This is a genomic window from Candidatus Dependentiae bacterium, from assembly GCA_018266175.1.
Taxonomy (GTDB): domain Bacteria; phylum Babelota; class Babeliae; order Babelales; family RVW-14; genus JAFEAY01.
In genome coordinates this window covers 53,679-78,926 of sequence record JAFEAY010000003.1, presented here as the reverse complement: position 1 = coordinate 78,926, position 25,248 = coordinate 53,679, and the positions used below count along the sequence as shown (strand labels likewise).

General features: G+C 38.9%; 22 protein-coding genes and 1 tRNA gene. 11 read left to right on the top strand and 12 right to left on the bottom strand.

All coding sequences use genetic code 11. The features are described from left to right. Window positions 1–39 precede the first annotated feature (39 nt). The 3 genes from JST56_00370 to rsmG all read right to left on the bottom strand — a co-directional run bounded on the left by JST56_00370 (window position 40) and on the right by rsmG (window position 2,684). Entirely contained in the window at window positions 40–612 is a 573-nt protein-coding gene (locus JST56_00370) for an ankyrin repeat domain-containing protein (protein MBS1987427.1), read from the bottom strand. A gap of 161 nt (window positions 613–773) precedes the next feature. Further along, a complete protein-coding gene (locus JST56_00365; GenBank protein ID MBS1987426.1) occupies window positions 774–1,871 on the bottom strand; it encodes an ankyrin repeat domain-containing protein in 1,098 nt (365 codons plus the stop codon). Window positions 1,872–2,033: 162 nt separating this feature from the next. Further along, window positions 2,034–2,684: a 16S rRNA (guanine(527)-N(7))-methyltransferase RsmG gene (gene rsmG, locus JST56_00360; protein MBS1987425.1), complete on the bottom strand. Its 651-nt coding sequence runs from the start codon at window positions 2,682–2,684 to the stop codon at window positions 2,034–2,036. Between the two features lie 133 nt (window positions 2,685–2,817). Here rsmG and JST56_00355 point away from each other — a divergent pair, with 133 nt between their 5' ends. Both JST56_00355 and JST56_00350 read left to right on the top strand, forming a co-directional pair. Beyond that, window positions 2,818–3,573 carry a hypothetical protein gene (locus JST56_00355; protein MBS1987424.1) on the top strand — a complete coding sequence of 252 codons (756 nt, stop codon included), beginning with the start codon at window positions 2,818–2,820 and terminating at the stop codon, window positions 3,571–3,573. A 90-nt stretch (window positions 3,574–3,663) separates the two neighbouring features. Continuing rightward, window positions 3,664–3,834, top strand: a complete 171-nt coding sequence (locus tag JST56_00350) for a hypothetical protein (protein MBS1987423.1) — start codon at window positions 3,664–3,666, stop codon at window positions 3,832–3,834. Between the two features lie 107 nt (window positions 3,835–3,941). Here the strand turns inward: JST56_00350 and JST56_00345 are convergent, their stop codons facing one another. From JST56_00345 to JST56_00330, 4 genes are all read right to left on the bottom strand, one after another. Continuing rightward, window positions 3,942–6,074, bottom strand: a complete 2,133-nt coding sequence (locus JST56_00345) for a Zn-dependent oligopeptidase (GenBank protein MBS1987422.1) — start codon at window positions 6,072–6,074, stop codon at window positions 3,942–3,944. A gap of 207 nt (window positions 6,075–6,281) precedes the next feature. After that, entirely contained in the window at window positions 6,282–7,391 is a 1,110-nt protein-coding gene (locus JST56_00340; GenBank protein ID MBS1987421.1) for a hypothetical protein, read from the bottom strand. Window positions 7,392–7,926: 535 nt separating this feature from the next. After that, window positions 7,927–8,682, bottom strand: a complete 756-nt coding sequence (locus tag JST56_00335; GenBank protein MBS1987420.1) for a hypothetical protein — start codon at window positions 8,680–8,682, stop codon at window positions 7,927–7,929. A gap of 130 nt (window positions 8,683–8,812) precedes the next feature. Beyond that, a complete protein-coding gene (locus JST56_00330; protein MBS1987419.1) occupies window positions 8,813–9,496 on the bottom strand; it encodes a tetratricopeptide repeat protein in 684 nt (227 codons plus the stop codon). Between the two features lie 113 nt (window positions 9,497–9,609). Here JST56_00330 and dnaA point away from each other — a divergent pair, with 113 nt between their 5' ends. The 8 genes from dnaA (at window position 9,610) to lpxI (ending at window position 16,399) form a co-directional block, all read left to right on the top strand. Then, a complete protein-coding gene (gene dnaA / locus JST56_00325; GenBank protein MBS1987418.1) occupies window positions 9,610–11,070 on the top strand; it encodes a chromosomal replication initiator protein DnaA in 1,461 nt (486 codons plus the stop codon). A 78-nt stretch (window positions 11,071–11,148) separates the two neighbouring features. Then, entirely contained in the window at window positions 11,149–12,240 is a 1,092-nt protein-coding gene (locus JST56_00320; protein MBS1987417.1) for a hypothetical protein, read from the top strand. A 6-nt stretch (window positions 12,241–12,246) separates the two neighbouring features. Beyond that, a complete protein-coding gene (gene rsmH / locus JST56_00315) occupies window positions 12,247–13,176 on the top strand; it encodes a 16S rRNA (cytosine(1402)-N(4))-methyltransferase RsmH (protein ID MBS1987416.1) in 930 nt (309 codons plus the stop codon). Between the two features lie 142 nt (window positions 13,177–13,318). Then, entirely contained in the window at window positions 13,319–13,597 is a 279-nt protein-coding gene (spoVG, locus tag JST56_00310) for a septation regulator SpoVG (protein ID MBS1987415.1), read from the top strand. A gap of 82 nt (window positions 13,598–13,679) precedes the next feature. Next, window positions 13,680–13,754: transfer RNA gene (locus JST56_00305), tRNA-Gln, on the top strand. A 38-nt stretch (window positions 13,755–13,792) separates the two neighbouring features. Next, window positions 13,793–14,617: a hypothetical protein gene (locus JST56_00300; GenBank protein ID MBS1987414.1), complete on the top strand. Its 825-nt coding sequence runs from the start codon at window positions 13,793–13,795 to the stop codon at window positions 14,615–14,617. 34 nt (window positions 14,618–14,651) lie between these two features. After that, a complete protein-coding gene (locus JST56_00295) occupies window positions 14,652–15,596 on the top strand; it encodes a Gfo/Idh/MocA family oxidoreductase (protein MBS1987413.1) in 945 nt (314 codons plus the stop codon). Continuing rightward, window positions 15,593–16,399: a UDP-2,3-diacylglucosamine diphosphatase LpxI gene (gene lpxI, locus JST56_00290; protein MBS1987412.1), complete on the top strand. Its 807-nt coding sequence runs from the start codon at window positions 15,593–15,595 to the stop codon at window positions 16,397–16,399. Before JST56_00295 ends, lpxI begins: the two co-directional genes overlap by 4 nt. A 100-nt stretch (window positions 16,400–16,499) precedes the next feature. Here lpxI and JST56_00285 read toward each other — a convergent pair whose 3' ends face one another. The 5 genes from JST56_00285 to rfaE2 form a co-directional block, all read right to left on the bottom strand. Next, window positions 16,500–19,046 carry a hypothetical protein gene (locus tag JST56_00285; protein MBS1987411.1) on the bottom strand — a complete coding sequence of 849 codons (2,547 nt, stop codon included), beginning with the start codon at window positions 19,044–19,046 and terminating at the stop codon, window positions 16,500–16,502. 217 nt (window positions 19,047–19,263) lie between these two features. Next, entirely contained in the window at window positions 19,264–20,370 is a 1,107-nt protein-coding gene (gene ftsW, locus JST56_00280; protein MBS1987410.1) for a putative lipid II flippase FtsW, read from the bottom strand. A gap of 37 nt (window positions 20,371–20,407) precedes the next feature. Then, window positions 20,408–21,901 (bottom strand): hypothetical protein, encoded by a 1,494-nt coding sequence (locus tag JST56_00275; GenBank protein ID MBS1987409.1) that lies wholly within the window; start codon window positions 21,899–21,901, stop codon window positions 20,408–20,410. Between the two features lie 55 nt (window positions 21,902–21,956). Next, entirely contained in the window at window positions 21,957–22,961 is a 1,005-nt protein-coding gene (locus JST56_00270; GenBank protein ID MBS1987408.1) for a hypothetical protein, read from the bottom strand. Between the two features lie 17 nt (window positions 22,962–22,978). Next, complete coding sequence (rfaE2, locus tag JST56_00265; GenBank protein MBS1987407.1) at window positions 22,979–24,433, bottom strand: D-glycero-beta-D-manno-heptose 1-phosphate adenylyltransferase; 1,455 nt, start codon at window positions 24,431–24,433, stop codon at window positions 22,979–22,981. 155 nt (window positions 24,434–24,588) lie between these two features. Here rfaE2 and JST56_00260 point away from each other — a divergent pair, with 155 nt between their 5' ends. Further along, window positions 24,589–25,221, top strand: coding sequence for a hypothetical protein (locus JST56_00260; protein ID MBS1987406.1), 633 nt, complete (start codon window positions 24,589–24,591; stop codon window positions 25,219–25,221). The last annotated feature ends 27 nt before the right edge of the window (window positions 25,222–25,248 follow it).

Here is a 25,248-nt window from a genome sequence, read left to right as displayed (position 1 = left end):
GTCACCAATCAATACACAGACTGACAGTCTAATCAAGTCTCATGCGATAATACAAGAGCAGCCAGCATTCTGTTTAAAAATACCTTTGAGCATTTTATTCTTTTTGGCATAGTAACGCGCAGTATGATTTTTATTATTTTTTATACCTACATCAATCCGATCATCCAGGATGAGCAGCTCGGTCAAATAACAATCTTGATTAAGAACAGCCCTGTGCAATGCGGTATTTCCGCTTGAATTTTGAGCATTAATATCAAGATCTGGTCGATTTTTTAGCAAGGCTTCTACAAAGTAAGAACGCCCTTCGGTAACGATATAAATCAAAAATGTTTCACCACCAACACCAGTAATACGCTTATTGATATCGATAACAAAAACTTCTTTTCGATTTTTTATCGTTTTTGCACAAATAAGCCGAGTAAATTCATTCAAATCGTTAGATATAATACACTGGTAGAGCTCTTCGAATTCAGAATCATGCAAAAAAGTTTGACTCACCCCTCGTTCGGGGCACACAAAATAATCAACGCCCTCCTCCATCATCCCATAAGCGAATTGACAGATAAAGAGACTCATACATTGATAAATAATACTAACCCAGAAGACCTTCACGCTTCCCCCTTGCTCTGACAAATAACTGAGCAATTATTCAACCATCTTGATGTATACAACTAAAATAGGTTAAAAAGAAATATCTTTGTTCAATAAAAAACGTGAACGTACCGTAACTACTCAGCATCACGTGGCGATTGAAAACGCTCACTCGATTCGGTCTAAGGCGATGGTAGCTGAGGTAAAGAAAGTGATGGCATCATAATTGAAAGCCGTGGAGACTGGAGAACAACTTCTGCAAGTGATCGTGGTGAATAAGGAGTTTCATATTGTGGCGGGCTTGGTATTGAAGTGCGTAATGTTTGACTTCCTGATGAACGCGCCGTGCGCTGCATTACCTTTGGGATTAATGCGTTAATTTTTTCAAAAGCATAATGATTCTCTGCCTTGCGTGCCCAATCAAGCGCAGATCTGCCCTTATTATCAATTCGCTGGGGATCAAGTCGACGATCCGCACACAACCAATCTATTGCAAGCTCATTATTTACCTTAATTGCCCACATAAGTGGCGTCAGCCCAAAACAATCAGCACAATTAATATCTAAATAGTACCCATTCAGTATTCGAGGCCGATCATCATGAATAAGAAGCTTAAGAACGTCATCTAACTTATAAATAATTGCGTGAATTAAAGCGGTTGTACCATACTTATCACTGCGATTCAGATTGAGATCATCAAAGGTTAATAGGGCTTGTATAATTTCAAAATCATTACGAAGTATAGCTCGAAATAATGGACAATCGCCTGTTTCATGGTCACTTGCATTAATATCAAAAAAAACGCGTGATTTTTCGGGAAACCCAAGGCTTAAAAGTGCTGAAAAAAATATTACCCGTATCAAAACCGCATGTCGCTCTTTTTCATTTAAGCAAAGGACGGGAGACTTTCTCAACTCTTCAACACGTTTAACATCTCGAGCAAAAACTGCCTGATTGAGCATTGCCCTATGAATGCACCAACAACGTCGTTCGCGATTTAATGCAAAAGCAGGATGTCCAACAAGTTGCTTTGTTGCATCAACATCTCCCCACATGACAGCCCGTTGCAGCGGATTCTGGCCATCAATTCCTGGCATACCAATATTACAATAAACTGCTTTTTCTTTTTGAAATCCTAACCGATCCAAAATATAATCAAAATCATAGTCAGATTCATGAAACAAAAGCTCTTGTTCATCCTCAGGTTTTTGCATCCCGTAGACAGAAGTCATTAAACCACAATAAAAGACTATGCTTATGAGCATGCGCAGAACGCTCATGCCTACCTCCTTATTAGACACTAAATTTATTTCGGTCCTCTATTGCAAAAATTATATTTTCTATTAATGATTAAATTATATGAGCCAGTGTACAAAATTGCACCTGGCTCTTGCAAGAGTTTTGCTCTTATTTAATTAAAGAAGATTTTCTAAATAAAATCTTTATACGTTTTTTACAATAGGAAGCTTCATAAAAACAAGAAACCGCTCTCTTCGAGCAAGTTTATATGAAACTTTTTTCTGAACAAAAGGAACCGACTTCTTATTCGGAATCCAGGTATCTGCCGCCCAGTAAACAAGTATTGCATTTTTGTAGCGGCATGAAGGCTGAAACATTCTGATCAGTTCCATATCATCAAGGGCTGCACGCGTTACAAATAAATCAATATCAAATTCGGTGTTTCTCAAAAAAGTACGCCATTCACAATCAACAATTTCAACATCTTCAAGTCCAAACATTTCAACAACTTGAGCGAGAAATTGCTGCTTCTTTTTGGTTACTTCAATCAGTTTAACCTTCAAGTGTGGATAAAGAATTTTGAGCGGAATTGCTGGAAACCCGGCACCAGTTCCAACGTCGGCAATAGTGGTAACGGTATTCAGATCAATGGCATTCCGTAACGCAAATGAATCCTGAAAATGTTGTCGAACAACACCAGCCAAATCTTTGATTGCCGTTAAGTTATAGTCTTCATTTGTTTGAAGCAAAAATTCTGCATACCGTTCAAACATATTGGTTTGTTCTTGCGTAAGCTTTTCATCTCGTCGAAAGTTATCCCAAATTCTTTCTGGTGGTTTTTGTTTAACACTCATCATTTTTCCTTATATGAATTACAAATGCTGCCAAGGTATAGCTTTTCTCTGTTTGGTTATGGTAAAGGTATAAGTATAGATGTTCACAAAAGAAAATAAAACGTCGATGACTCTTTTTGGGAAAGAATCTTGTATGAAAATAAATAAAAAAATATACGGCTTTATTTTTCTCTTTGTGGCCATTTCTTCACTCAAGGCCGATACTCGGATTGTTTTGACACTTCGCCATGCACCGGAAGATATTATTGACCAAGCAGCTAAACAGGCTGATGCTCAAAATATTTTGAATTCATTTGCCAACTTTGAACAAAAACCACCAAGTAAGCTCTCGCGTAAAATGATCAAGGGGCAATATACCGCCTACTTCAAGCCCGCACTGGGAGGCTTTATGGCAATATATGCTGGTTATATAACTTATTCGGACCTCAATGGTATTATCTCCTTCCCCCTACGCCACTCAGCCCCCAAAATTTATCTTGCAGTTACAAGCGAAATCAGGCTTATTAAAGTTCGCGATAACACCGTTTCACACCGCGAATATGCTCCACAAGAAGCCCCAGTTCAACTCTATGTTTTTGAAAAAAAGCAAGAGAACGAAGGACAGGTTTATTGGAGCATTAAAGAAGAAAAAATACCCGAAAATAACAAAATTAATCCATTAACACTCGTTTTACTCACCAAGCCAAAAAATATTGTTGTTGCTCCGGGTGACTATATAACCAATGCAGGAATTCAGCTGGTATTACCTGAAGTGTATGTGGTTGGTAATGGCGGAGTCGTCGAAACAATTCTAAAGTCACTGGACTACAAAAATTTCTTTGAACGCATCAAAGTAGAAGAGAAAAAGGTTTCAGATACGGTTATTCAAAAGATCAGTACAAACATTTGATACAAATGTATTGCCTATCTTTTAGAGACCTGACTAGACTAGGCTGAAAATATAAATACGTTCGTTATTTTTTATTAAAAAGGAGATTTTATGAAAAGTTTCAAAGCGCTCTTAGTTGCACTCACTTTATTCAGTGCAGTTGCACTTCCTAGCTGCTGCAAGAAAAAAGGCACTTCTTGTAAAACCAAGAAAGAAAAAGTTCGTAAACCTAAAAAAGAAAAAAAAGCTAAGAAGGATAAGAAAAATAAATCTTGCAAATAATGCTCATGTAACGGCAAAAAGCACTTGTTTTTGATACATAGACCTTACGAGAAGAGGCGCGGTTTGAATCGCGCCTCTTCTCGTATTTTATAGAATAGTTATGATGTTTATGATTCGTGAATACCAAGGTCCTGAATAAAGGCCTCTTGCGATGGTGCCCGCCCTAAATATTCTTTGAGCATAATATCCGGATCGACACTTCCTCCTCGTCCAAGCACAAGCTGAACAAAGCGCTCTCCCACTTCTGGATTATCAAGACCACCAAGTTTTTTGATATGATAAAAGACGTCAATCGCAAAAACCTTTGACCACATGTAACTGTAATATTTTGCACCATAGTTGGTTAAATGACCAAAAGCTGCACAAAAATGGGCCTCAGGGTCAAAGCTCACATGCTTGATGTAGCGCTTATTAATCGCCTGCACGGTTTGATCAATATCCTGTTCTGGATTTTTATCAAACAGCTGCAGTGAAATAAGGCTTAATAAACATTGACGTGTTACAAAGCTACCTGAATCAAATTTTTTAAGTGCAATCATTTTATCAATTAATTCTACTGGAAGCTGCTCACCAGATTGATAATGGCTAGAAAGTGGTTGTAAAACCTCTTTTTCATACAGCCAATTTTCAAACATTTGCGATGGCATCTCAACAAAGTCTGTTTTAACTGCCGTGCCCGCATTTGCAGTCAATTCGGTTGAACCAAGAAGCGCATGCATTCCGTGGCCAAACTCATGAAAAAATGTTTCAACATCAGAAAATTTGAGTAATGCTGGACGTCCATTAACCGGCTTTGGAAAGTTTGCAATCACGACGGCCACTGATGGCTTAATGGTCTGCTTGCCCGTTGTCGAGTCGATACGCTTGATGGTTGAAATAATACCTGCATGACAAGCATGAGAATATTTATTAGCCCGAGGAAAGAGATCTAGAAAAATAAATCCTCGTAAGCAACCGCCATCACGTTCGTTTACTTGAATCAGTTTAACGTCAGGGCTCCAAACCCACTCTGGCTGGACCATGGTAAATTTGAGGCCCAAGAAGTTTTGGTAAATTTCAAAAATGCCATCAATCGTTTTCTCAACGGTAAAATATTCAGCAATTTTGCGCTCATCAATATCGAGGTGTTTTTTCTTAAAACTTTCTTTAACGTAAGAAAAATCCCAAGGATTAAATTTGCCCTCATCATTGAGCTCTATACCCTCAGGCAACTCTCTCATGAGATCTTGCACCTCTTGATCAACCTTTACTTGGCATTTTGTAATGAGTTTTTGCAAAAAGTCGTAAGCACGCTCGGGAGTTTTCACCATCTCTGACTCAACATCAAGTGCTGCATAGCTTTCAAAGCCAAGCTTAAGCGCAAGTTGATGACGCAGTTTCATGATTGATTGTAATAACGCGTAATTTTGAGGATACGCACGTTGATTAAATTTGCGTGAAAATTTCTTACGCGTTTCGCTGTTATGACAGTTATCCATCACCTCAAAAAAAGTTGGATAGTCGCATCCGAGCTTGTAATTTTCTTGTTCATCTTTTTCAAGAGAAGCGAACAGGTTTTCATCGACTCCTTCAAGTTCCTCTTTTTTTGCCATGATAAAACTTTTATCGATGGCAATATTGGTATCAAATTGAATTGAGAGCTTAGAAAGCTCTTTTTTCAAATTCTGAACTTGTAGATATTCGTCGTCGGGCAAGCTCAGGCCTTGACGAGCAAAGCTTTTCATCGATTCATCTAAAAAATACTGTGCTTCTGAGCTCAGCGTTTCTTGTAATGACTTTTGTTCAACATAATTTTTGAATGCGTTGTACACCGTTTTGCTTGCAAAAGTATCAACCGCAAATTCTCTGAGTTTAACAACCTGTGCTCGACATGCGTCACGAATAGTTTGATCAGGGCTGATCATTTCAAGAATGCTCAACACATCAGCAACAACGGAAAATTGTGCCGCTGTTGCATCAAATGCTTTAATGGTATTTGCAAAAGTACGCTGATCATCGGGAATTTTAAAAATATTCTGAAGCTCTTGCGTAGTCTGCTCAGTAACCCACTGAGCATTATTATTAATCTGATCAACCGTTTGAGGAAAAAGAGCTGAAAGCTCTTTTGGGTGAACAATATCGGTCTGTAGCATACGTAAAAGTCCCTTCTGAGTTGTAATGCCTTTAAACTTTGCCGTTTGCCCACAGCTTATCATCGCCAGTAGTAACGACGCAACACCGGTTATCTTAAAAAAGTTCATAACTATCCTTACTCCTTTACTCATCTCCACACTCCTTGCATATCGTTTTACTATACCTCAGGAAAGAAGCAAAGAAAGTTATTTTTATTTTTTGAAGTTTTTAACTTTTTTAAGATGCTCAAATGAAAAAGAGCAGAGGTTTTTAGGCCTCTGCTCTTTTGAGTAACATCAAAAAAATCGTGCTAGTCCGGATGTTTTATTTATTGATTAATCGCTATCTTGGTTGTCGAGCACTGGATTCATATCATCATCTGAATCTGAATCTGAATCTGAATCTGATTCTGATTCTGAATTTGATTCTGAATCTGATTCTTCTATCTCTGAGTCGATAGAACGTGATGGCTCCTCATAGTCACTACCATATTCAAATTCTGGAAGAAGTTTTGGTAGCTTATTTGGTGTATTTTCAAACTCACCTTTACGCTTACGATCAACACTCAATTTGCTGCAAGCAAAGCTGGTAACCTTATGAGCAACAAAAACTACACTCAATCCGACGCCAATAGCCACTGCAACTGGGCCAGCACTTTGACCATGTGTAACCATAGTACAGATGTTGTTAGCAAAAAAGGTAGCTAGTGCAGCTACAGGAGTTGCAGCAATTAATGTTGCCGAATATGATTTCCCATCTACAGTTACGTTTTGTGGACCAGCATCTGCATGATCCATTTTTTGAGCAATGCTCAATGCTAGTCGTGTTAATGGCTTATTGCTATCAACAACTGAATCTTCATCATCTGAAGTAACATAATCAGAATCATTCTCTTCATCCATCAAATCTTGAACGTCTTCTTGCATTGGAATTGGTCCACGCACTACCAAAGTCATAGCTCTTTGACGCTCTAACTCAGCTTGATTAGCTGCCATGCGCTCAAGATCCGCTTGTTCTCTCTGTTGATATTCTGCAACAAGAGCTGCCTGATTAAGAGCTACTTCTTCTTCATCATCAAGTACTTCTTCTTCCACCATTGGTGTTGTAACCGCCAAAGCCATAGCTCTTTCACGCTCTAACTCAGCTTGATTAGCTGCCATGCGCTCAAGATCCGCTTGTTCTCTCAATTGAGCTTCTGCTACAAGAGCTGCTTGATTAAGAGCAAGCCGAGCTGCTTCTGTTTTACCTTTTAGTGGTGCACCATTATTAGCAAACATCTTAGCAATAGCGGCAAAACCACCTTCAATAAGAAGTGTTTTCTCACCGGCAACTAACTTCCCACGATTAGCCATCGTTCTCAATTGTTCAGGAGTAACTGCCATTGCATTACCAGCCAATACTGCGACGAGCACAAGCCCGTTAACAAAATGTTTAAATGTCTTCATAATATAAACCTCCATAATGAAAGACAAACTAACGATACTTTACGATTCAATTCTAATAACCATCCATTTCCCGCTGCCTTGAAATAGCTGTAATTTTCATACACTTCCTATTTCGTAACATCGCTGGGATTCACTGTCGTTTTCCTCCGCCATGAATAACCAAACATTCAACTATAAACAGCGCGACATGATACCATTTCATAATGGTATTTAATTTTTAATTTAATCAGTCTAAGTTATATTATTTGGACAAGGCGTGCTTTGCAGCACAAGCGATTACAAGTCGATAAAATCCATGTGATAGCATATCGTTTGTCCCCCCACCTTACCGCATCCCTATTTAATGCTGCGGCTTGGTTATGCATCTCTTTATGTTTTAATCTGACTGTTTTTTGAGATCCTAACTCGGCTCTTTTGAAGCTTTGTTATTTTTTCAGTATACAATGATTCTATTGTTTGTAAAACGCCCTCCATGTCGACGTCTTACAAACAATATTACGAAAAATATCGATCCCAAAGAATTTTTAGGCGATAATTACTTGGAAATAAGCTGCCCTAAGGGCTTATTGTTTGATGTCGAGGTTAAATCGCACGCAAAATCATTTTCAGATAAGCGTTTTTCTGGTGAAATATTATAATTTTTCGCTTGCTTCCTGACCAAATGTACTCCTTGCTGACCGCATAAAGCGGCATTAGGGGAATTATTTTGCAACCCTGCAGCACTCTTTTTATCGGTATTGAAAAATTCTTTTTGGATAAGTGAAGTCAGATTCTCTTTGTTGTGAAATCCCTGACGCACCGGAAGCTGAAGCTGCCCATTTTTGAAAAACAAAAAAAGCGGTAAATCAACCCGGTGAACACCACATTTTGAAAGAAGATGAGCAACAATCGCTTTATTCTGCTCCCCACCTTCCAAAAGGTTCATAGCGATGCAGGATACCTTTTGCCCGAGCGAATCTGCCACATCCTGAAAGTGAGGCTTCACTTTTTGAGATTCTACGCTTGCGATTGCATGCACTTTAACAATAACAGGCTTCGTAAAAGAATGGAGCAACACAATCTGCTTAAAGGCTGGTAAACCTTGAATACTGACAACTTTACTCGGATTTCCATTCTCTCGTGACTCATAACTCACAATATTTTTCTTGCCCTGTTGCGCAACTCCAGAAGCCTGATGCTGTTTTTTGTTCGCATAAAAAAGCATCTTCTTTGGCTCAACATGCGCCCTACTTGTACTCATTCCTAAGATAATACCCCCGAGCATCAAGCTCATGATTTTGTACATCTTCATAATTCTCCCCCCTCATCAACTTATGATATATTTCAATCTGTCATTATTTATTGTACGGGGGGGAATGCCTTTTTGGCAATATATTGGATATTCTGAGGGTGAGATTCAGAATCAAAGAGGGTGAATTAGTTTAACTGGCAGCCAGCATTCGCTCTAAATACTTTGCTCCTGGATGCTTAGGCTCCATAAAAAGCGTTGTTGTGACCTCTTTTTTAGCCAAAGCAAAGTCTTGAGTATAATACGAAAGGAGTGCAAGGTAGAAATGAGCATCGGTATACATCGGTGCACGGGTCACCGCCTTAGCGCAATATTTTTTTGCCTGCTCGTATTTTCCCTTTTCTACAAACATTTTGGCCATATTCACCATCGCCACTTCAGGAGTAAGATAGTGTGGTGACTTGAGAAGTCTTACCCAAACTTTACAGGCTTTTTTGGAATTCCCCTGCTGACCATAAATGCAGGCCATGTTATTTAAAATTTCACCACGCATACGTGGACAGGTGATGCCTGCAAGAGCTCTTTTAAAGCATTGAATACTCTGATTATAATGCTTGAGCTTGAATAATATTGTCGCCTGTACCGCTTGATATTCCGGCTTTGGGTCAAGATCAAGTGCCTTTTCAACATAATCAAGCGCTTTGCGAGCTGCAATATCACTCAGCAAACCTTCCCCCAATTCAACCATGCATAATTTATAGTAGGTCTGGGCCAGCTGCTTATTTGTTTTTTTCCCACACGCACCACAAAAAATAAGTAATAAATAACTTATTAATGATATAACTACGCCGGACTTTCCGGATAATGATAAATTCATGTTCAACTCATTTTCCATCTGATATACTTTCAGGATGCTTGTTGGAATCAACAAAATCTCCAGACAATACAAGCATGAAACGCACGACACATATGTAAGCAGAGGGTAAAGCTGTGCGCCTGATTTGGGAAGAGTTTTTAAAAATTATCAAAGAAGAAGCGGGAAGCCAAATTGTTGAAACTTGGTTTAAAGCTGTTGTTCTGGAAGAATGGAATCCAACAACAGCAACGGTTACTTTGCGCGTTCCCAACCAATTTGTGAGCAAATGGATTCAGGAGCATTATACCATCCTGCTCAAAACACATCTTGCTCGGCTCCTGCACAGCAATAACATCCGTCTTTTTTTTATCAGCAACAGCTCGAGTACTCCCACTCGGAGCATTATTCCTGCATCAGTTGCACAAACAAACATCTTACCTCAAGCAGCTCATACCCATTTTACGGCAACTCATGATGCTGAAAAAAAACCGACTCAAAATAACTACCCTCTTTCAAAGCCATCGGCAGGAACGTCACTTACCGTTTCTAAAAAAAAAGGTCGCGACCTTAATGCCCCAAACATCAATGAAAACTACCACTTTGAAAACTTTGTTGTAGGACCAAACAATTCACTTGCGCACGCTGCCGCGCATGCAGTTGCGCAAAATACTGGTGCCGTTTACAATCCGCTTTTCATTTACGGAGGAACTGGCCTTGGTAAAACACACCTGCTCCATGCCATTGGAAATGAAGCGAAGAAGCGTAACCCTCAACTTGTCATTCGCTATGAAACATGTGATCATTTCATTAATGAATTTATTCACTCAATCAGGCTTGAACGCTCATCTCAGTTTCGAGAAAAATATCAAAAAGTTGATCTTCTCATGCTTGATGATATTCAATTTTTATCGAATAAAGAGCAAACACAAGAGAGCTTCTTCCACATTTTCAATGCACTTTATGAACAGCAAAAGCAGATTGTCCTCTCAAGCGATACCTTTCCTAAAGAGATTACTGGATTACAAAATCGACTCAAATCGCGTATGGAGTGGGGACTTGTTGCCGACATTCAGATTCCCGACTTAGAAACAAAAATTGCAATTTTAGAACGTAAAGCAGAAGCTCACGGCATTGCCCTCCCCCCAGAAGTTGCCGACTTTATCGCTTCTCGAGTAATTTCAAATATCCGAGAACTTGAAGGTGCGCTCATTCGAGTAAGTGCTTTTGCTACACTGACGAATCAACCTATTTCAATTGAAATGGCAAAGCGAGTGCTCCTTAATTTGAATGAAAAAAGAAAAGATAGCGTACAACTGGAAAATGTATTGAAGGCTGTTTCCAAACATTATGAAGTATCGATTCATGAGATTAAATCGAAAAAACGACAAAAGGACATCACTTTTGTTCGACAAATAACCCTTTATTTAATGAAAAAATTGACCATTTCATCGCTTCAAACTATTGGCAGTTTTATCGGCGGACGTGATCACTCTACCGTTATTCATGCAATCACCAAAGTTGAAGGGATGATGAAAGATGAAAAAGAGCTTGCCCAAAAACTCCGAATGATTGAACAAGAAATTTTAATGAGCTAATTGCTATATTTTTCCATCACAATGCGCTAAATTTCAAATAATCGTCTGGTGGTAACTATAATGACACGAGGAGTCTTCATGAAGTATACTTCGTACTTGCATCTTATCGCCCTTTCCTGCTGCTTCTTACTAGCAAGTTGCGCTCGCAAATGGGAGCGCAATGAAGAAGTTACTCCTGACCTAGCGCAACACCCTTGCACGCAAACTCCACTTCAGGCGACACCGTTAGCAACCTTGCCAAAAAAGAAAAAGTCGAATGAAAAATCTCAACTAAAAACAGAACGAAAAACAACACTTCTGGCATCAAACATAAAATCGCTTGATTTTGATGTTCAAAACAAGACAGGAAAGACAGTATATACAAGCTGCTTTGCTTATATCAAGAAGCGAGACTTTGGCCGTTGGCGCTGGGATAAAAGTCCTGTTTACAAACTTGACCACCTCCAGACACAAAAAATTCATATCGATTACATTGATGATGATTACTCACGGAAACATGTATTTGGATATCTTGGCGTCTTTACTAACGAAAAAGATGCCGATGATGCTATTTATGAACTCCTCCCCGACCGCAATAAACTTGATCTTGACCAACTGATGTATTTACATGATAAAAAAGTTACTCTTGAAATTGAACGCTATGGATTTAAAGGTGAATACTTTGAATTCGACTTTGCTGAAAAAAATACTCATGACCAAGAACGGAAGATTACCCGAACTCCAGAACTTGATTTTGCTGTTGAGAATAAAACGGGAAAACCTATTTTAGCAACCTGCTTTGTGTATCAAAAAAAAGCAAAGGGAACTTGGTTTGCAGCTATCGACGAAAAGGACGACATGGAAGTCTGGCGCTATGACAAAACCGCTGTTATCAGCATTCCGCCCAATGAAGTGAGTATTATTGATGTTGACACCATTACCGAAAGCAGAGATCGCTCGTATGTCCGTGGATTTTTGGCTATCTTTGATGAAGATGAAAATAAATTGGCTCAAGAATCGACCTTTGAACTCTTGGGATCGCATCGAAAGTTAAACCTCGGACTTCTTTCGATGTTAAAAAATAAAAAAGTTGTTGTTGACGTTGAGAGATATGGCATCGCCGAAGATTTTATCGACTTTGTTATTAAACCAATTCAACGTGTAGATTTTACCAAAATTAATGCTAAGTAATTATTTATGAAACCATCACTCCCTGCAAAATTGCCTGCGTCACAAACTCAAGAACAGTACCACAAAACTGTTCTCATTAACGAAGTGCTCACTTATTTAAATCCTCAGCCTGGAAAATTGTATCTTGATGCAACATTTGGTGGCGGTGGACACACACGAGCTATTCTTGAAAAAGAGCCCGAATGTCGTGTTATTGCCCTTGATTGGGACAAAGAAGCTATCAAGCGAAACGCCATCACACTGCAAGAAGAATTTGGTGATCGGCTCACGGTAATATGGGGAAACTTTATTCATCTGGATCGAATTTTAGAAAAAGAAGGCATCACATCAATTGATGGAGCACTGGCAGACTTTGGAACATCGCAATTTCAAATTCATGAAAAAGAGGGCTTCTCGTTTCAAACAGACACACCACTTGATATGCGCATGTCTCCTGCTCATCAATATGTAACAGCGGCCGATCTTTTAAATAAACTTTCTGAAAAAGAACTTGCTGATATTTTTTATAAATATGGCGAAGAGACGCGCTCACGAGCTCTTGCCCGAGCAGTTGTTGCAGCTCGTCAACAGAAAAAAATTACAACCACTGGACAACTTGTGCATCTTGTTGAATCGGTTATTCCGTTTTTTAAACGTCGAGGAAAGATGCATCCTGCGACGCGTGCGTTTCAAGCACTTCGCATAGAGGTTAATCATGAACTCGATAACATCGAAAGGTTTCTCAAGGTTACACTTCCGCTCATTACGCCACAGGGAAGAGTAGTCTGTATTAGCTTTCATTCACTCGAAGATCGTATTGTTAAATATTATTTCCGTGAACGACGCGATGAACTCACTATTTTAACACCAAAACCTGTTACGGCGACACCGGAAGAACTTATGCAAAATCCATCTTCTCGATCTGCAAAACTTCGTGCAGCTCAAAAAGAAAAATAAATTTGTGTAGGAAAAGTTGACAAAAAAATGAGTACCATTTAAATTGTAGCCATACTAGGTCGTTGTTGAAATAAATGATTTCAATGAATGTGCGAAGCAGGTCTGTTCGTCGTTCGCAGCCTGGTGCAAACAAAGGACATAGATGAAAATTACAGAAGTAAAAGTTTATCCAGCAAATGAAGGTAAACTCAAGGCTTATGCAACGATGGTTTTTGACGAGTGCTTCATTGTCCGCGACATGAAAATTATCCAGAGCGATAAAGGATTGTTCGTTTCGATGCCTTCACGTCGAAAAAAAGATGGCTCATTTAAGGATATAGTACATCCATTAAATGCAGACACTCGCAAGATGATTGAAGAGAGTGTCATCGAAGAATACAAAAAAGTTGCTGGTGGTTTACCTCAGCAAGAGAACGAATAAAAACTTTGTCATTGAATAATACAAAAATCGCTACTCAACAAAAAGTTATTACTTTAAATTGAGTAAGGTTTAATCAGTATTTTGGGGCGTCGCCAAGTGGTAAGGCAGCAGGTTTTGGTCCTGCCATTCGGAGGTTCGAATCCTTCCGCCCCAGCCAAAAATCCACATTAATTTTTTAATCTGAGTACTTTTAAAATGTCGTTGTCTACACAGCGGCCTTCTTCTTTTTTTGGAGAGGCCTTTTTTAATTCTACAGAAACATATATTCATCCTACAGCTTTTGTTGATCCGCGTGCTCGGCTTGGTTTGGGGGTCAAAGTTGGACCTTTTTGTACCATTATCGGCAATGTGACTATTGACGAAGGCACTCGGCTTTATGCCTATGTTGCTCTTGGCTTTCCAGCGCAAGCACTTGGCGTTAAAGAAAGCTTAGGGACCATTCATATTGGTAAAAACTGCGAAATTCGAGAGTTTGCTTCTATTGGCGCATCTCGATACGAAACAGGAACAACACGGATTGGTGATAACTGCTATATCATGAACTACTGCCATGTTGGCCACGATGTAATTATGGAAAATAATGTCACGCTTATTAACAATGTTAATCTTGGTGGTCATACCTACGTAGAACGAAATGCTATCTTAATGGCAAATTCTGCCACGCATCAGTTCTGCCGTGTTGGTAAATTTGCAGCTCTTGCACCGTACAGTGGCATCCGACAAGATCTCCCGCCGTTCGGCCTTTTTTCTGGGCAACCCGCACAGTTTTCAGGACTCAACACCGTTGGACTTAAGCGAGCGGGTTTTTCACGCGATACAATCAATGCACTTAAGTATGTTGCAAAGCTTTTCTATCAAGATAAGCTTATGCTGGACAAAATTAAAGAGCTTATTGCATTACGACCCTATGCGCAGGATGAACAAGTACAAGAGTTTATACAGTTTATTGAAACCAGCACACGAGGGGTCTCACGGCGAGCCCTCCATGAGCAAACACCCGAAACATCTCATCAAGAATAAAGTAGCATCTGATTAAAAGGAAAAAGCGATAGACATGGTTAAATTAGGAATTATCGGTTTAGGGCGCATGGGCGGTTATCATGCTTCAGTTTGTACTCAGATCCCCAACGTTACTTTGGTAGGTGTTGCGGATAGCGATGAAAAAAACTTTGAAAAAATTCGTACAAAAACAACCATCAAATCTCATGATTATACGACATGGATTGATCAAGTTGATGGCGTCATTATTGCGGTTCCAACTGAATATCACTACGCAATCGCAAAAGACTGCCTTGAACGCGGCAAGCATGTTTTGCTTGAAAAACCCCTTACTAAGCACCTTTATGAAGCTGAAGAACTTTTTGAAATTGCAAAAAAAAATAATCGCGCACTCCATGTTGGCCACATAGAACGCTTTAATGGTGCTGTTCAAGAGCTCAAAAAAATTATCGATAAACCATTTGTTATCGAAAGTCATCGAATGGGCCCCTTCTCTCCCCGAGTACAGGGTGACAGCGTTGTTTTAGATTTGATGATTCATGACCTTGATATCATTTTAAATTTAATCGATTCTCCTGTTACTTCCATCAGTGCTCATGGAAATAAGGTATATTCTTCATCATGCGATGTTGCAAGTGTCCAACTGAACTTTGCTAATGGGACAACTGCTCACGTTGTTTCAAGCCGTGCATCGCAAGTTAAAAAACGAACCATGTCGATGCATCAAAAAAATGAATACATCAAACTTGATTTTACAACACAAGACATTGCCATTCATCGCCATGCAAGCAGCAGTGTTCAAGTGGGATCAGATCAATTAAAATACAAACAAGAAAGCAGTATTGAGCATCTTTTTGTTTATAGAGACAATCCACTCAAACAAGAAGTTGAGCATTTTGTTGCATCGATCGTCACGGGAAATAACTTAATTAATCCTGAACAAGATCTTTGCGCATTAAAAATTACATTCGACATTGAAAGGTTGTTGGGAGTTCGATGATTGCGATTATTGCAGGAACTGGCGATCTTCCGCTGGAAGCATGTAAAAATCTCTTACGCGACCAACGTCCCTTTTTTGTTGTCTGCTTGTTTCCTGAACAGAACCTTGCAGGGCTTCAAGAAGTTATTCAAAATCGAGCTGAAATTATAGCGCAAGAATGCTACAGACCTGGAAAAATTCTTGCGCTCCTTCAACAAAAAAAAACATCTCATCTTTTATTTATTGGCAAGGTTGATAAGAGCAACCTGCTCAAGCATCTTAAATTCGACTGGCTTGCAATCAAATTGCTCACCTCGTTGATCTACAAGAGTGACAAAGCAATTATGGAAAAACTGCTTGATGTTCTGCATCAACAGGGTATTGAGGTTATCAAGCAAGATGATGTGCTTAAAAGTTTGCTTGTACCACCCGGTATTCTTACCGGAAAGCTCACCCCTGAGTTAGAACAAAGTATTCAAATGGGAATCGAAACGGCTACCGCTATTGCTCATGCGGATATTGGTCAAACAGTCGTCATTAAAGACAAAATGGTTATTGCCGTTGAGGCAATTGAAGGAACTGATGCCTGCATCAGACGAGGAATCCAGCTTGGAGGCGGTGGGGTTATAGTGTGCAAAGCGGCGCGATCTGACCAAAATAAAAAGTTTGATCTTCCAACCTTAGGACCTGCATCACTTGCTTCTATTCAAAAGGGCGAAATTACGGCTATCGCCTGGAGCTCATCGCACACGCTTATCGCAAACCTTGAAACTTTTATCGCTCGAGCAAAAGAACTTGACATCACCCTTGTGTCTGTAAAATAATCAATCCTTATTTATCGAATTTAAATATTTTTTTATGAAAAAAGCCTGGTATTTTCTTTCCAGGCTTTTTTCATAACTTATAAGAATTAAATCTTAAACTCTAAGCTCGAGCTGGTTGAGCATACGGTCCACAATATTTGAATAACAACCAAGCAGCTTGCTTACCGACCATACTGCCAGCAAATTCTCCAGCTGTCCCAACTAAGCTACCAAGCACACCATCAATAATTGCGTCAATAACCTTTTCGATTGCTTGAGGATTCAAGTCAAATTGACGAGCAATTTTTGCTGCATCAACATAATTTAAGAACTTTGATTGTGCTAAAAAATCAACCGCAAAATAAACAATCACTCGGTTGATTTCAATAGGATTTGTCTCACCTTCTTCAAGGTATCCACGGTTAATCAGCAGCGGAATAATCACGTTTCTAAATGATGAATTCGCTTCAAATACAGATTTCAAAATAAATTTGAGCAAAATAATTTCATGATCAAATTCACTCACGACATCTTGTTTAATTTCTTTAATCGATTCGACTTGCTCATGCGACATCAAACCGATTGTCTCAAGCCCAAGGCCCAAAGCGCCTAATGCTTTTTCGGCAGCAGTATAAAGCTGTGATTTATAGCTCTGAGCGAACTTTCTTCCCCAAAATCCTCCAATACTATCTCCCACATATGACGTCGCAAGAGCTGCTAAATAATATTCATCGACATTAATTCCATAAACTTGCTGATAGTCCTGCGCTATTTGATCTGCTCCTGGAGAAGCAATGTGGACAGAGCGTCTATCAGTCATTCTCATACGCTCATAATCATCTTGATATACATCATAGGCTCCATAAAGACCCCGAGCATTACAATCTTGAAAAAGATTATTCATGAATTTTTTACCATAAATATCTTCACGATTAAATTGCACAATATTGTCCAAACCTGGAATTTCTGGCAAACCTAAATTTGTATCTTTTAAAAGAACGAGCGGAACTATTGCTTTGACAAGATAGCCAACCATAGCTGGCCTGATAATCCCCATTGAGTAATTACGAGCTTTTTCAAGAACTATTGGATTGGTATTATATGCAATTTTTTGCTGAATAACACGTGACAAATAGGTAGTTCCTTCATCTAAAGCAAGCCACAATGCTTTTCGAATATGTCGATCATTTGGCCCTTGAGCAGACCACCAAGAGGCATTTTCACCAAATAAATGACCATCAACAACTAAATAATAAACCCATGCAGTTGCAACTTTATGCACCACTTTTGCTAAGCCATACGGTTTCTTATTCCAAAATGAAGGATCAAAAAGTACGGGAATAACCCAAGGAATAACCATGGCATTAAACATCAGCAGTTGACGAGCTTCAAATGAATCAACTTTCATATCTCCTAAAATAGTCTGGAGTAAGAGACCATTCGAAAAATCTGATTTCATGTTGAAGAAATGCCATGTTGCAAGTGATGAACATAATACCCAGTCAGCTGCAACCGGTCCTGAAAAAGTTCCAACATTATGATCAAGTTTGTACAGATCAAAAAACCCTCTAGCAATATCATATCCATAGGTTACAAAGGTAAAAAGATGATGCGATAAGCGAGTAGCATCAAGAGAAGCGTCAGCTCGCAGAGAATCAAAAACCCAGAGTGAGCGATAAAAACGCTTGAGTGTTTTGAGCCAAAAATCATAAGCTTCTTTAATATTTTGATCTTGTTCTTTGATGAGTACTGCTTCAAACTGAGCAACAGCTTCTTTCAGTAAACTTAATGTTCGATTAACATCATCTTTAATCCAAGCAAGAACAAGTGATATCACTTGATTGCTTTGTTTTTTATGAACAGCAGACAAAAATGCGTGTAATCCTTGGATAGTTTCAGTTGACTGCCCGATTCCCAAACTTGTTAAAATTTCATCAAGGCAATTAATGAGTAATCCGAGCTCATCCATTGTCAATGAAAGTTCTGTTACTAGAGAACCTGATTGTTGGCCTAACTGGCCAGCCATATTGAAAATTTGATCTGGTGAGACCATCATCCCAACATCACCATCGGCACCTTGATCAAGCCCTTTAAAAAGATGAATAAATGTTCTATTGCTTAATGCTTTTTGCAATTTATCAAGCAATCCAATGAAGAGCTGATGCTTTGGTTCATCAAAGAATGCAAAGCTTCCTTGGCTATCGGCATCACGCACAGAAGTAGACAATGTTGCCACAATGTTTGTAATATCAATTTTCTCAACAACATCTTGATAGCTTTTTTCTGCAGCTTTCATCTTTTGTTGGTCATCCTGCGCAAGCAATGCAAACATTGAATTTCGTTTTTCAAATAATGACTTGTAATGCGATGAAAGGATTTTAAGAAGTTCTTGCTGCAGCTCTTCAAGATCAAAATCATTAACAGGACGCTTATCGCAGCCACCAGTTATTTGATCAAGAAAATTTTCAAAATTTTTACCGTGCGATGCCTGCTGCTTACTATCATCATTTTTTGAAAGAGATGCTGCTTGATTTTCGTCACCATGAACAAGAGCTGGAACTGAATCGACAACTTCATGATCGTCTGCAGCAACTATTATTTGAACATGGAATAGAAGCGTTATAAAAACAATAGCAAACCATTTTTTTAATGTAATCCACTGCACCATAAAAACCCTTTGTATAAATTAGTTCTGTAATTAAAAACTTCCCCCAAATAGACCGTTATTCAGGCCAAACTGGCATATATCACGTCAGTCAGCACCAACTAGTATGTCAACTAAACATCGACTGTCAACCAGGTAGGGTATAAATGGATTTGTTCAAAGAGAATGATAATCGCCAATAATATTCGAATTATTAATAATTATTTATATCTGAAATATCTTATTTGCTATTGGTTCCTGCATTAACAATGAAGCCTACCATGCAAAAAAGGCTTATCATTGCTGTTCCTCCGTAGCTAATAAAGGGAAGGCTCAACCCTTTAGTCGGTAAAAGACCGGTAGTAACCATCAAATTTATGGCTGCTTGCAGGCTTATAAATATCACAAACCCAAGTGCCGTAAAAAAGGCAAATAGGTCTTTAACCTGTAAAACAAGCCTAAAACCGTAAAGACAAAAGAGAAGATACAGGGAAATAATGACCAAGGCGCCAATAAAGCCGGTCTCTTCAGCGATTATAGAAAAAATAAAATCAGTATGCTGCATGGGTAAATAAAAGAACTTTTGTCGTGAATTTGAAATACCCAATCCCCAGAAATTGCCTGACCCAATAGCTATGAGTGATTGAATAATTTGAAAGCCTCTTCCTTGAGGGTCACTCCATGGGTTCAAAAAAATTAAAATACGATTAATACGGTAAGCCTTACTCAAAACAAGCCAAACTATGGCAGGAATTGCAAGAGCAAGTGTGTAGAGCAAATAAATAGTTCTAAATTGAGCAACAAAGAAAAGCATCAGAGACGTTGTTAAAATGGTCATAACTGACCCAAAATCGGGCTGTTTAAGGAGCACTGCAAATGAAATTCCTAAGATTGCCCAAAAAGGAAGATAGCTTTGCCAAAAAGAACGTATCCTATGCTGCTTACGTTCTAAAAAGAACCCTATGTACATAAATAAAAAAAGTTTTAAAAGCTCGCTTGGCTGCCCGCCTATTCCACCAATGTAAAGCCAGCGATTCGAGCCATGAACCTTAAGCCCTAGGCTTGAAATCAGAGTAAGAGCAGTCAAAATAAGCGAACCTAAAAATAAAATCGGGGCTCTTCGCTTCCACCACGCAATAGGAATTGTTGAAAACAAAAAAAATCCAAGCAGGCTAGGAATGAAGTAGATCAGCTGTTTTTTTAAAAAATAAGTAGCTGATCCAAATTTTTCAAGAGCAAAAACCGAACTTGAAGAATAGATAAAGAGAAAGCCTATGCAGGTAAGCATAAACGTAATAGTAATAAAAATATTGATATACGACTTAAGTTTTTTATCCGGCAGCTCCATACAGCCCCCTATGGTATAGTATTTAAATTCAGATCAACTATACCGACTCGCTGTAGCGCAAAACAAGCTCTTTAAAAACATCACCCCGCTGCTGATAGTTTTCGAACAAATCATAACTTGAACCACTTGGGGACAAAAGAACAATATCACCGGGCTCCATACAATTCATAACATCCCGAACAACATCATCAAGTGTCGAGAAATATGATGCTGGAACAAGATCGTACGCTTCGCCAAAAGAGTATATTTTTTTTATTGATGTAAGATCTGCAAGAAACATCATAAGCCCTGAACGATCAACTCCTTTACTCAAACCACCCAAAATAAGAATAATTGGCCTTTCTTCTCTTGATAGTTTTTTCACAGCCGCTTGAGTAGCTTGAATAACGGTCGATTTTGAATCGTTATAAAAATCAACATTTTTTACTGTTGCAAAATGCTCTACGCGATGTTTGGCATACGGGTTATCAAGAACCTCCGATAATACCATTGGCAAATACTTTACAAGAAATTCTGAATTTTTACTCAATGCAAACAATGCACCCATAATGCTCAGCCAATTTTCAAGAAACGTAACCGTAAGCAGCTCTTGAGCCTGCGCAAGGGTTGCGCGCTGCTTTACATCATTACCTTCATAAACATTAAGGACAACGTCCTGATCTTGTATCATAATTATAGCAACGCAATTTTTTACATATTCATGGACAACATCCAAAGAAACTGGAGTCATACTGGTTACGACTACCTGTACGGGTGACAGCTCAAGCCAAGAACAGACATGTTTCCCGACTTCCCCAATTAATAAATCAAATGGAAGGACCGCGCATTGCTGTGCCGCTTGCTGTTCTATGAGATTAAATTTTGCTTGAGCATATCGCACCATTGTTTCATGTCGATCTAAATGATTTGGGTACAAGTTGGTCCATACTCCACAGTCAGGCGCAAACCGCTTACTTCCCTCAAGTTGCCAGCTCGAAAGTTCAAGAACTGCACAGTCAAAGTTATCCGATTGTGCTGCAAGGTCCAGCATTCCTATGCCAATATTTCCTCCAACAGCAACACGCTGTGCCCCTTGCTCAAGAAGCGTTGGTGTTGAATGTTTTTCTGGCATGAACATCGAAAGCTTTTCAAGCATTTTTGCAAAGACAATTGTTGTTGTTGTTTTACCGAGCGAACCGGTTATTGCAATAACCGGTTTCTTGAAAAATAAGCTAAAAATATCAAGCTCACAAATTAATTTATCATGATAGTGTGCAACACTGCGCACATCAACACCCGGACTTGGAAGTACCCTGTCACAGCTGATAAAAAATTGCTCCAATGACATTACACTTTCATGAGCAAACTGAGCGCTTGCAGCATCAAGCAATACTTGCTCATGAGGCTTTAATAGGCGCTGATCCCAAACAGAAATCTGATAATCAATATCGCCAAGAAGTTCTCGTAATCGAGCATCACCTCGATGAGTATTTAAAAACGAAAGTGCCGATTTCCCAACAACACCAAACCCAACAATTCCAAGCTTAATCATAGAAAAACCATCGTATTAAAAAGAAGCATTCTTATTGTGATTATCCCCGATTATTTTATAAGCTCAGAAGATCTTTCATCTGCTCTGTCATTAAATGAACATCATCCGAATACCTTGCTTGCTCCAAATCATCCTGATAATCATAACAATATGATGTAGTATCTATGCCATCAACGCTTAATAAAAGATCTGTAATATGTTGGTATCCATTTATCATACTTGTGCGCAAAGCAGTCATGCCACCACGCTCAACAACCCAATTTGGATGGATACCTTCACTCAACGTTTTTTGAGTAAGTTGCCAAAGCCCTTTTTTAACAGCCCATCGAAGCCGATCGATTCCATTAAATATTTTAAATGGCGTATAAAGAGCAAGTGATAAGATACAAATAATCTCAACTTCACCCTCAGAAAACCCTAATCTATTTGAAGCAAAATCTGAAAGCCTGATAAGATTATTACCCACAAGAGGAATCGTAAACAGTTCTTGTATCCGTGTTTGAACCTTTTCGTTATAATTTTTAAGATGCTTCACAAAAACCTTTTTCAGACGAGCAGCGTTTTTCAAATCTGGTGGTGTTGCTTTTTTCTCAACTGGTTTAGGTCCGGACCTATATTCCGCACCCTTGGATACAAGCTCTATTGCGTCGTTATTATGAGCGTTTTCTAGTAAATTGCGAGCGAAAGAAAAGAGCTCTTGCTCACAAATAATCTCTCTAAAAAATGTTGCCACGTCCGCATCTGTATGATCAAACTGCTCATCATCAGATACCACTGATTCTGTAGAAGAAAAAGATTCCGGCATTAAAAATCCAATGCTTTGCTGAGCCATAGGATATCCCGAATACAGAGGGTATGTTGAATATACCGGATATGCAGGAGCTGGCTGCAAAATCAACCCGACATTCGGCAATTGTTGATATTGGTAACATATGCCATTAAGCATAAGATAGTTATTATCAATATAGTACATAGGTGGAGCTTGATGGTACATCCCGTAAACTGCTTGACTCACTAATGAAAATACACACAAAGCAAAGATATATTTCACTGTTTTCATAATTCATTCTTTCATTTTTAAATCGTTTGTTCACTCATTTTTGCAACAGTCTTTGTCGTCGATTTTCCTTGAATAAAATCAATAATTTCAACAGAGCCGCCATACGACATAATAAAATTATAGCCAACAACCTCTTGAGCTTTATAATCTCCACCCTTAACCAGAACATCGGGACGCAGGTACTCAAGGAGCTCTTTTGGAGTCTCTTGTTCAAACGGAACCACAAAGTCAACAACGCCCAGCGCAGCCATAACCGTCATACGATCTTCAAGACTATGAAATGGGCGAGATGATCCTTTTAATTTTTTAACTGATTCATCGGTATTGAGCGCAACCACAAGCACTTCCCCAAAACTTTTTGCTTGAGTAAGCGTATGAATGTGCCCAGGATGAATGATATCAAAGCACCCGTTTGTTAAAACAATACGCTTTCCTTGAGCATGCAACCAGTCAAGTTCGATTTTAAGCGATGCCCAGTCAGTATAAACTTTCTCTGAAGCTTCTTTGAGGGAATCATTCAACTCATCAAGACTTACCGAATAGGTTTTCAAATGAGAAACCGCAACTGCAGCGGCGGCATTTGCAAGCTTTAAAGATTCCACAATGGTTCGACCATGAGCAAACCCAAGCGCCAAAAATGCAAAAACGGTATCCCCAGCTCCGGTAATATCATATACCTCTCTACGAACTGATGGCGATTCAATACACTGAGTTGGCGAAACAAAAAGAATTCCCTTTTCACCCAAAGTAATAATAATTCCCTGAAGTGAAAGAAGTGCACACAAGCGCCGCGCATTTGCGACCATTGAATCATCTTGTGGTAATCCAAAAGACTCTGCCATCTGCTCAAACTCTTTTAAGTTTGGCTTTATATAATCAACATATTTATATTTATCAAAACAAGGTCCTTTTGGATCGACCATAACTAAGCAATTAAATTTTTTGGCCTGAGCAACAACATAAGAAATAATTTCAGGTGTTACTAAGCCCTTGGCATAGTCTGAAATAAGAATGATACTTTTGGGTCTGATGAACTGATCAATTCTCCGGACAATTTCTGCAAATTCAAAGTCACTCAGTGGAACATGATTTTCAGAATCAATACGCAGCATCTGATGGCTCTTAGACATGATTCGCTGCTTACAGGTAGTGACGCGGTGAGGACTTTTGATGATACCCGCAACCGAAATATTAAACTCTTCAAGCATATCAAGAACCGCTTTGCCTTCACGATCATGATTACCAATCAATCCAATAAGTTCAACATTAAAACCGATATGTTGACAGTTGCCCGCAACGTTTGCAGCACCACCTAAACTCCGTTCACTATGATCAACTTTGAGAACTGGCACAGGAGCCTCAGGCGATATGCGATGCGTTGATCCAAAAATATACTCATCAAGCATAATATCGCCAATAATAAGAACATCGTGTCTATCGGATGATTTTAATTCATTTATAAGCCGCTTCATTCCATAAACCCTATATTTTATTAACGTCGACACAATCGACGTTCTCTTTCAAATTTGAACAAGATGTTGTTCATCATAAATACATTAAAGTATCATTGAATTGCACGCCGGCTCATGATAACGAATTTTGAAAAAAGAAAAAAGGAGATGTCAGAATGAAATTACAAATTTCATACAACATATTAGACTTGAATAAAGCACTTGATGTTGCACAACAGACAGCTGAATACGCAGATATTTTAGGCGTTGGCTCATTAATGCTTTTACAAAATGGTGCACAAGCAATTACCTCCTTTAAAGAAAAATTCCCAACCAAAGAAATTTTTGCAGAAGCAAATATTATTGAAAAAGGTGATCTATCCGTTAAAGTCCTTGCACAAGCCGGTGCTCACTATATTTCAATTCTCTCTGGTGGCAGCATAGCCACACTCAAGAAATCAACCGAAGCTGGACGAGAATATGGCGCTAAAATTATGATCAACTTGCTCGATTCAGTATCACTCGAACAAAGCGCAAACGATGCAAAAATAATTGGTGCTCATGGAGTTATTTTTCATTTAACATCAATGATCAAGGAAACAATTGGACTTGATGCTGCGTGGCAAAGCGTCCGAGGCAATACATCATTACCTATTTTTGTAACGGGAAATATTGTTCGAGAATCTATCCATCAGATTGTTGCTCTCAAACCTGATGTCATTATGATTGGTCAAGGCATTACCAATTCAGATGAACCAAATCAAGAAGCAAGCCATTTTCAATCATTAGTAAACTCATTGCACATTTAAGAGAAATCATTTAAGATCTCACTCCCA

What these genes read in the sequence shown, in the direction of transcription:
- JST56_00345 (MBS1987422.1), bottom strand. Translation starts at nt 6,074, where the DNA reads ATGAACTTTTTTAAGATAACCGGTGTTGCGTCGTTACTACTGGCGATG.
- JST56_00335 (MBS1987420.1), bottom strand. Translation starts at nt 8,682, where the DNA reads ATGAAGATGTACAAAATCATGAGCTTGATGCTCGGGGGTATTATCTTA.
- JST56_00275 (MBS1987409.1), bottom strand. Translation starts at nt 21,901, where the DNA reads ATGATTAAGCTTGGAATTGTTGGGTTTGGTGTTGTTGGGAAATCGGCA.
- JST56_00355 (MBS1987424.1), top strand. Translation starts at nt 2,818, where the DNA reads ATGAAAATAAATAAAAAAATATACGGCTTTATTTTTCTCTTTGTGGCC.
- lpxI (MBS1987412.1), top strand. Translation starts at nt 15,593, where the DNA reads ATGATTGCGATTATTGCAGGAACTGGCGATCTTCCGCTGGAAGCATGT.
- rsmG (MBS1987425.1), bottom strand. Translation starts at nt 2,684, where the DNA reads ATGAGTGTTAAACAAAAACCACCAGAAAGAATTTGGGATAACTTTCGA.
- rsmH (MBS1987416.1), top strand. Translation starts at nt 12,247, where the DNA reads ATGAAACCATCACTCCCTGCAAAATTGCCTGCGTCACAAACTCAAGAA.
- ftsW (MBS1987410.1), bottom strand. Translation starts at nt 20,370, where the DNA reads ATGGAGCTGCCGGATAAAAAACTTAAGTCGTATATCAATATTTTTATT.
- JST56_00260 (MBS1987406.1), top strand. Translation starts at nt 24,589, where the DNA reads ATGAAATTACAAATTTCATACAACATATTAGACTTGAATAAAGCACTT.
- spoVG (MBS1987415.1), top strand. Translation starts at nt 13,319, where the DNA reads ATGAAAATTACAGAAGTAAAAGTTTATCCAGCAAATGAAGGTAAACTC.
- JST56_00330 (MBS1987419.1), bottom strand. Translation starts at nt 9,496, where the DNA reads ATGAATTTATCATTATCCGGAAAGTCCGGCGTAGTTATATCATTAATA.
- JST56_00365 (MBS1987426.1), bottom strand. Translation starts at nt 1,871, where the DNA reads ATGAGCGTTCTGCGCATGCTCATAAGCATAGTCTTTTATTGTGGTTTA.
- JST56_00340 (MBS1987421.1), bottom strand. Translation starts at nt 7,391, where the DNA reads ATGAAGACATTTAAACATTTTGTTAACGGGCTTGTGCTCGTCGCAGTA.
- JST56_00320 (MBS1987417.1), top strand. Translation starts at nt 11,149, where the DNA reads ATGAAGTATACTTCGTACTTGCATCTTATCGCCCTTTCCTGCTGCTTC.
- JST56_00285 (MBS1987411.1), bottom strand. Translation starts at nt 19,046, where the DNA reads ATGGTGCAGTGGATTACATTAAAAAAATGGTTTGCTATTGTTTTTATA.
- JST56_00270 (MBS1987408.1), bottom strand. Translation starts at nt 22,961, where the DNA reads ATGAAAACAGTGAAATATATCTTTGCTTTGTGTGTATTTTCATTAGTG.
- JST56_00300 (MBS1987414.1), top strand. Translation starts at nt 13,793, where the DNA reads ATGTCGTTGTCTACACAGCGGCCTTCTTCTTTTTTTGGAGAGGCCTTT.
- JST56_00295 (MBS1987413.1), top strand. Translation starts at nt 14,652, where the DNA reads ATGGTTAAATTAGGAATTATCGGTTTAGGGCGCATGGGCGGTTATCAT.
- JST56_00350 (MBS1987423.1), top strand. Translation starts at nt 3,664, where the DNA reads ATGAAAAGTTTCAAAGCGCTCTTAGTTGCACTCACTTTATTCAGTGCA.
- rfaE2 (MBS1987407.1), bottom strand. Translation starts at nt 24,433, where the DNA reads ATGAAGCGGCTTATAAATGAATTAAAATCATCCGATAGACACGATGTT.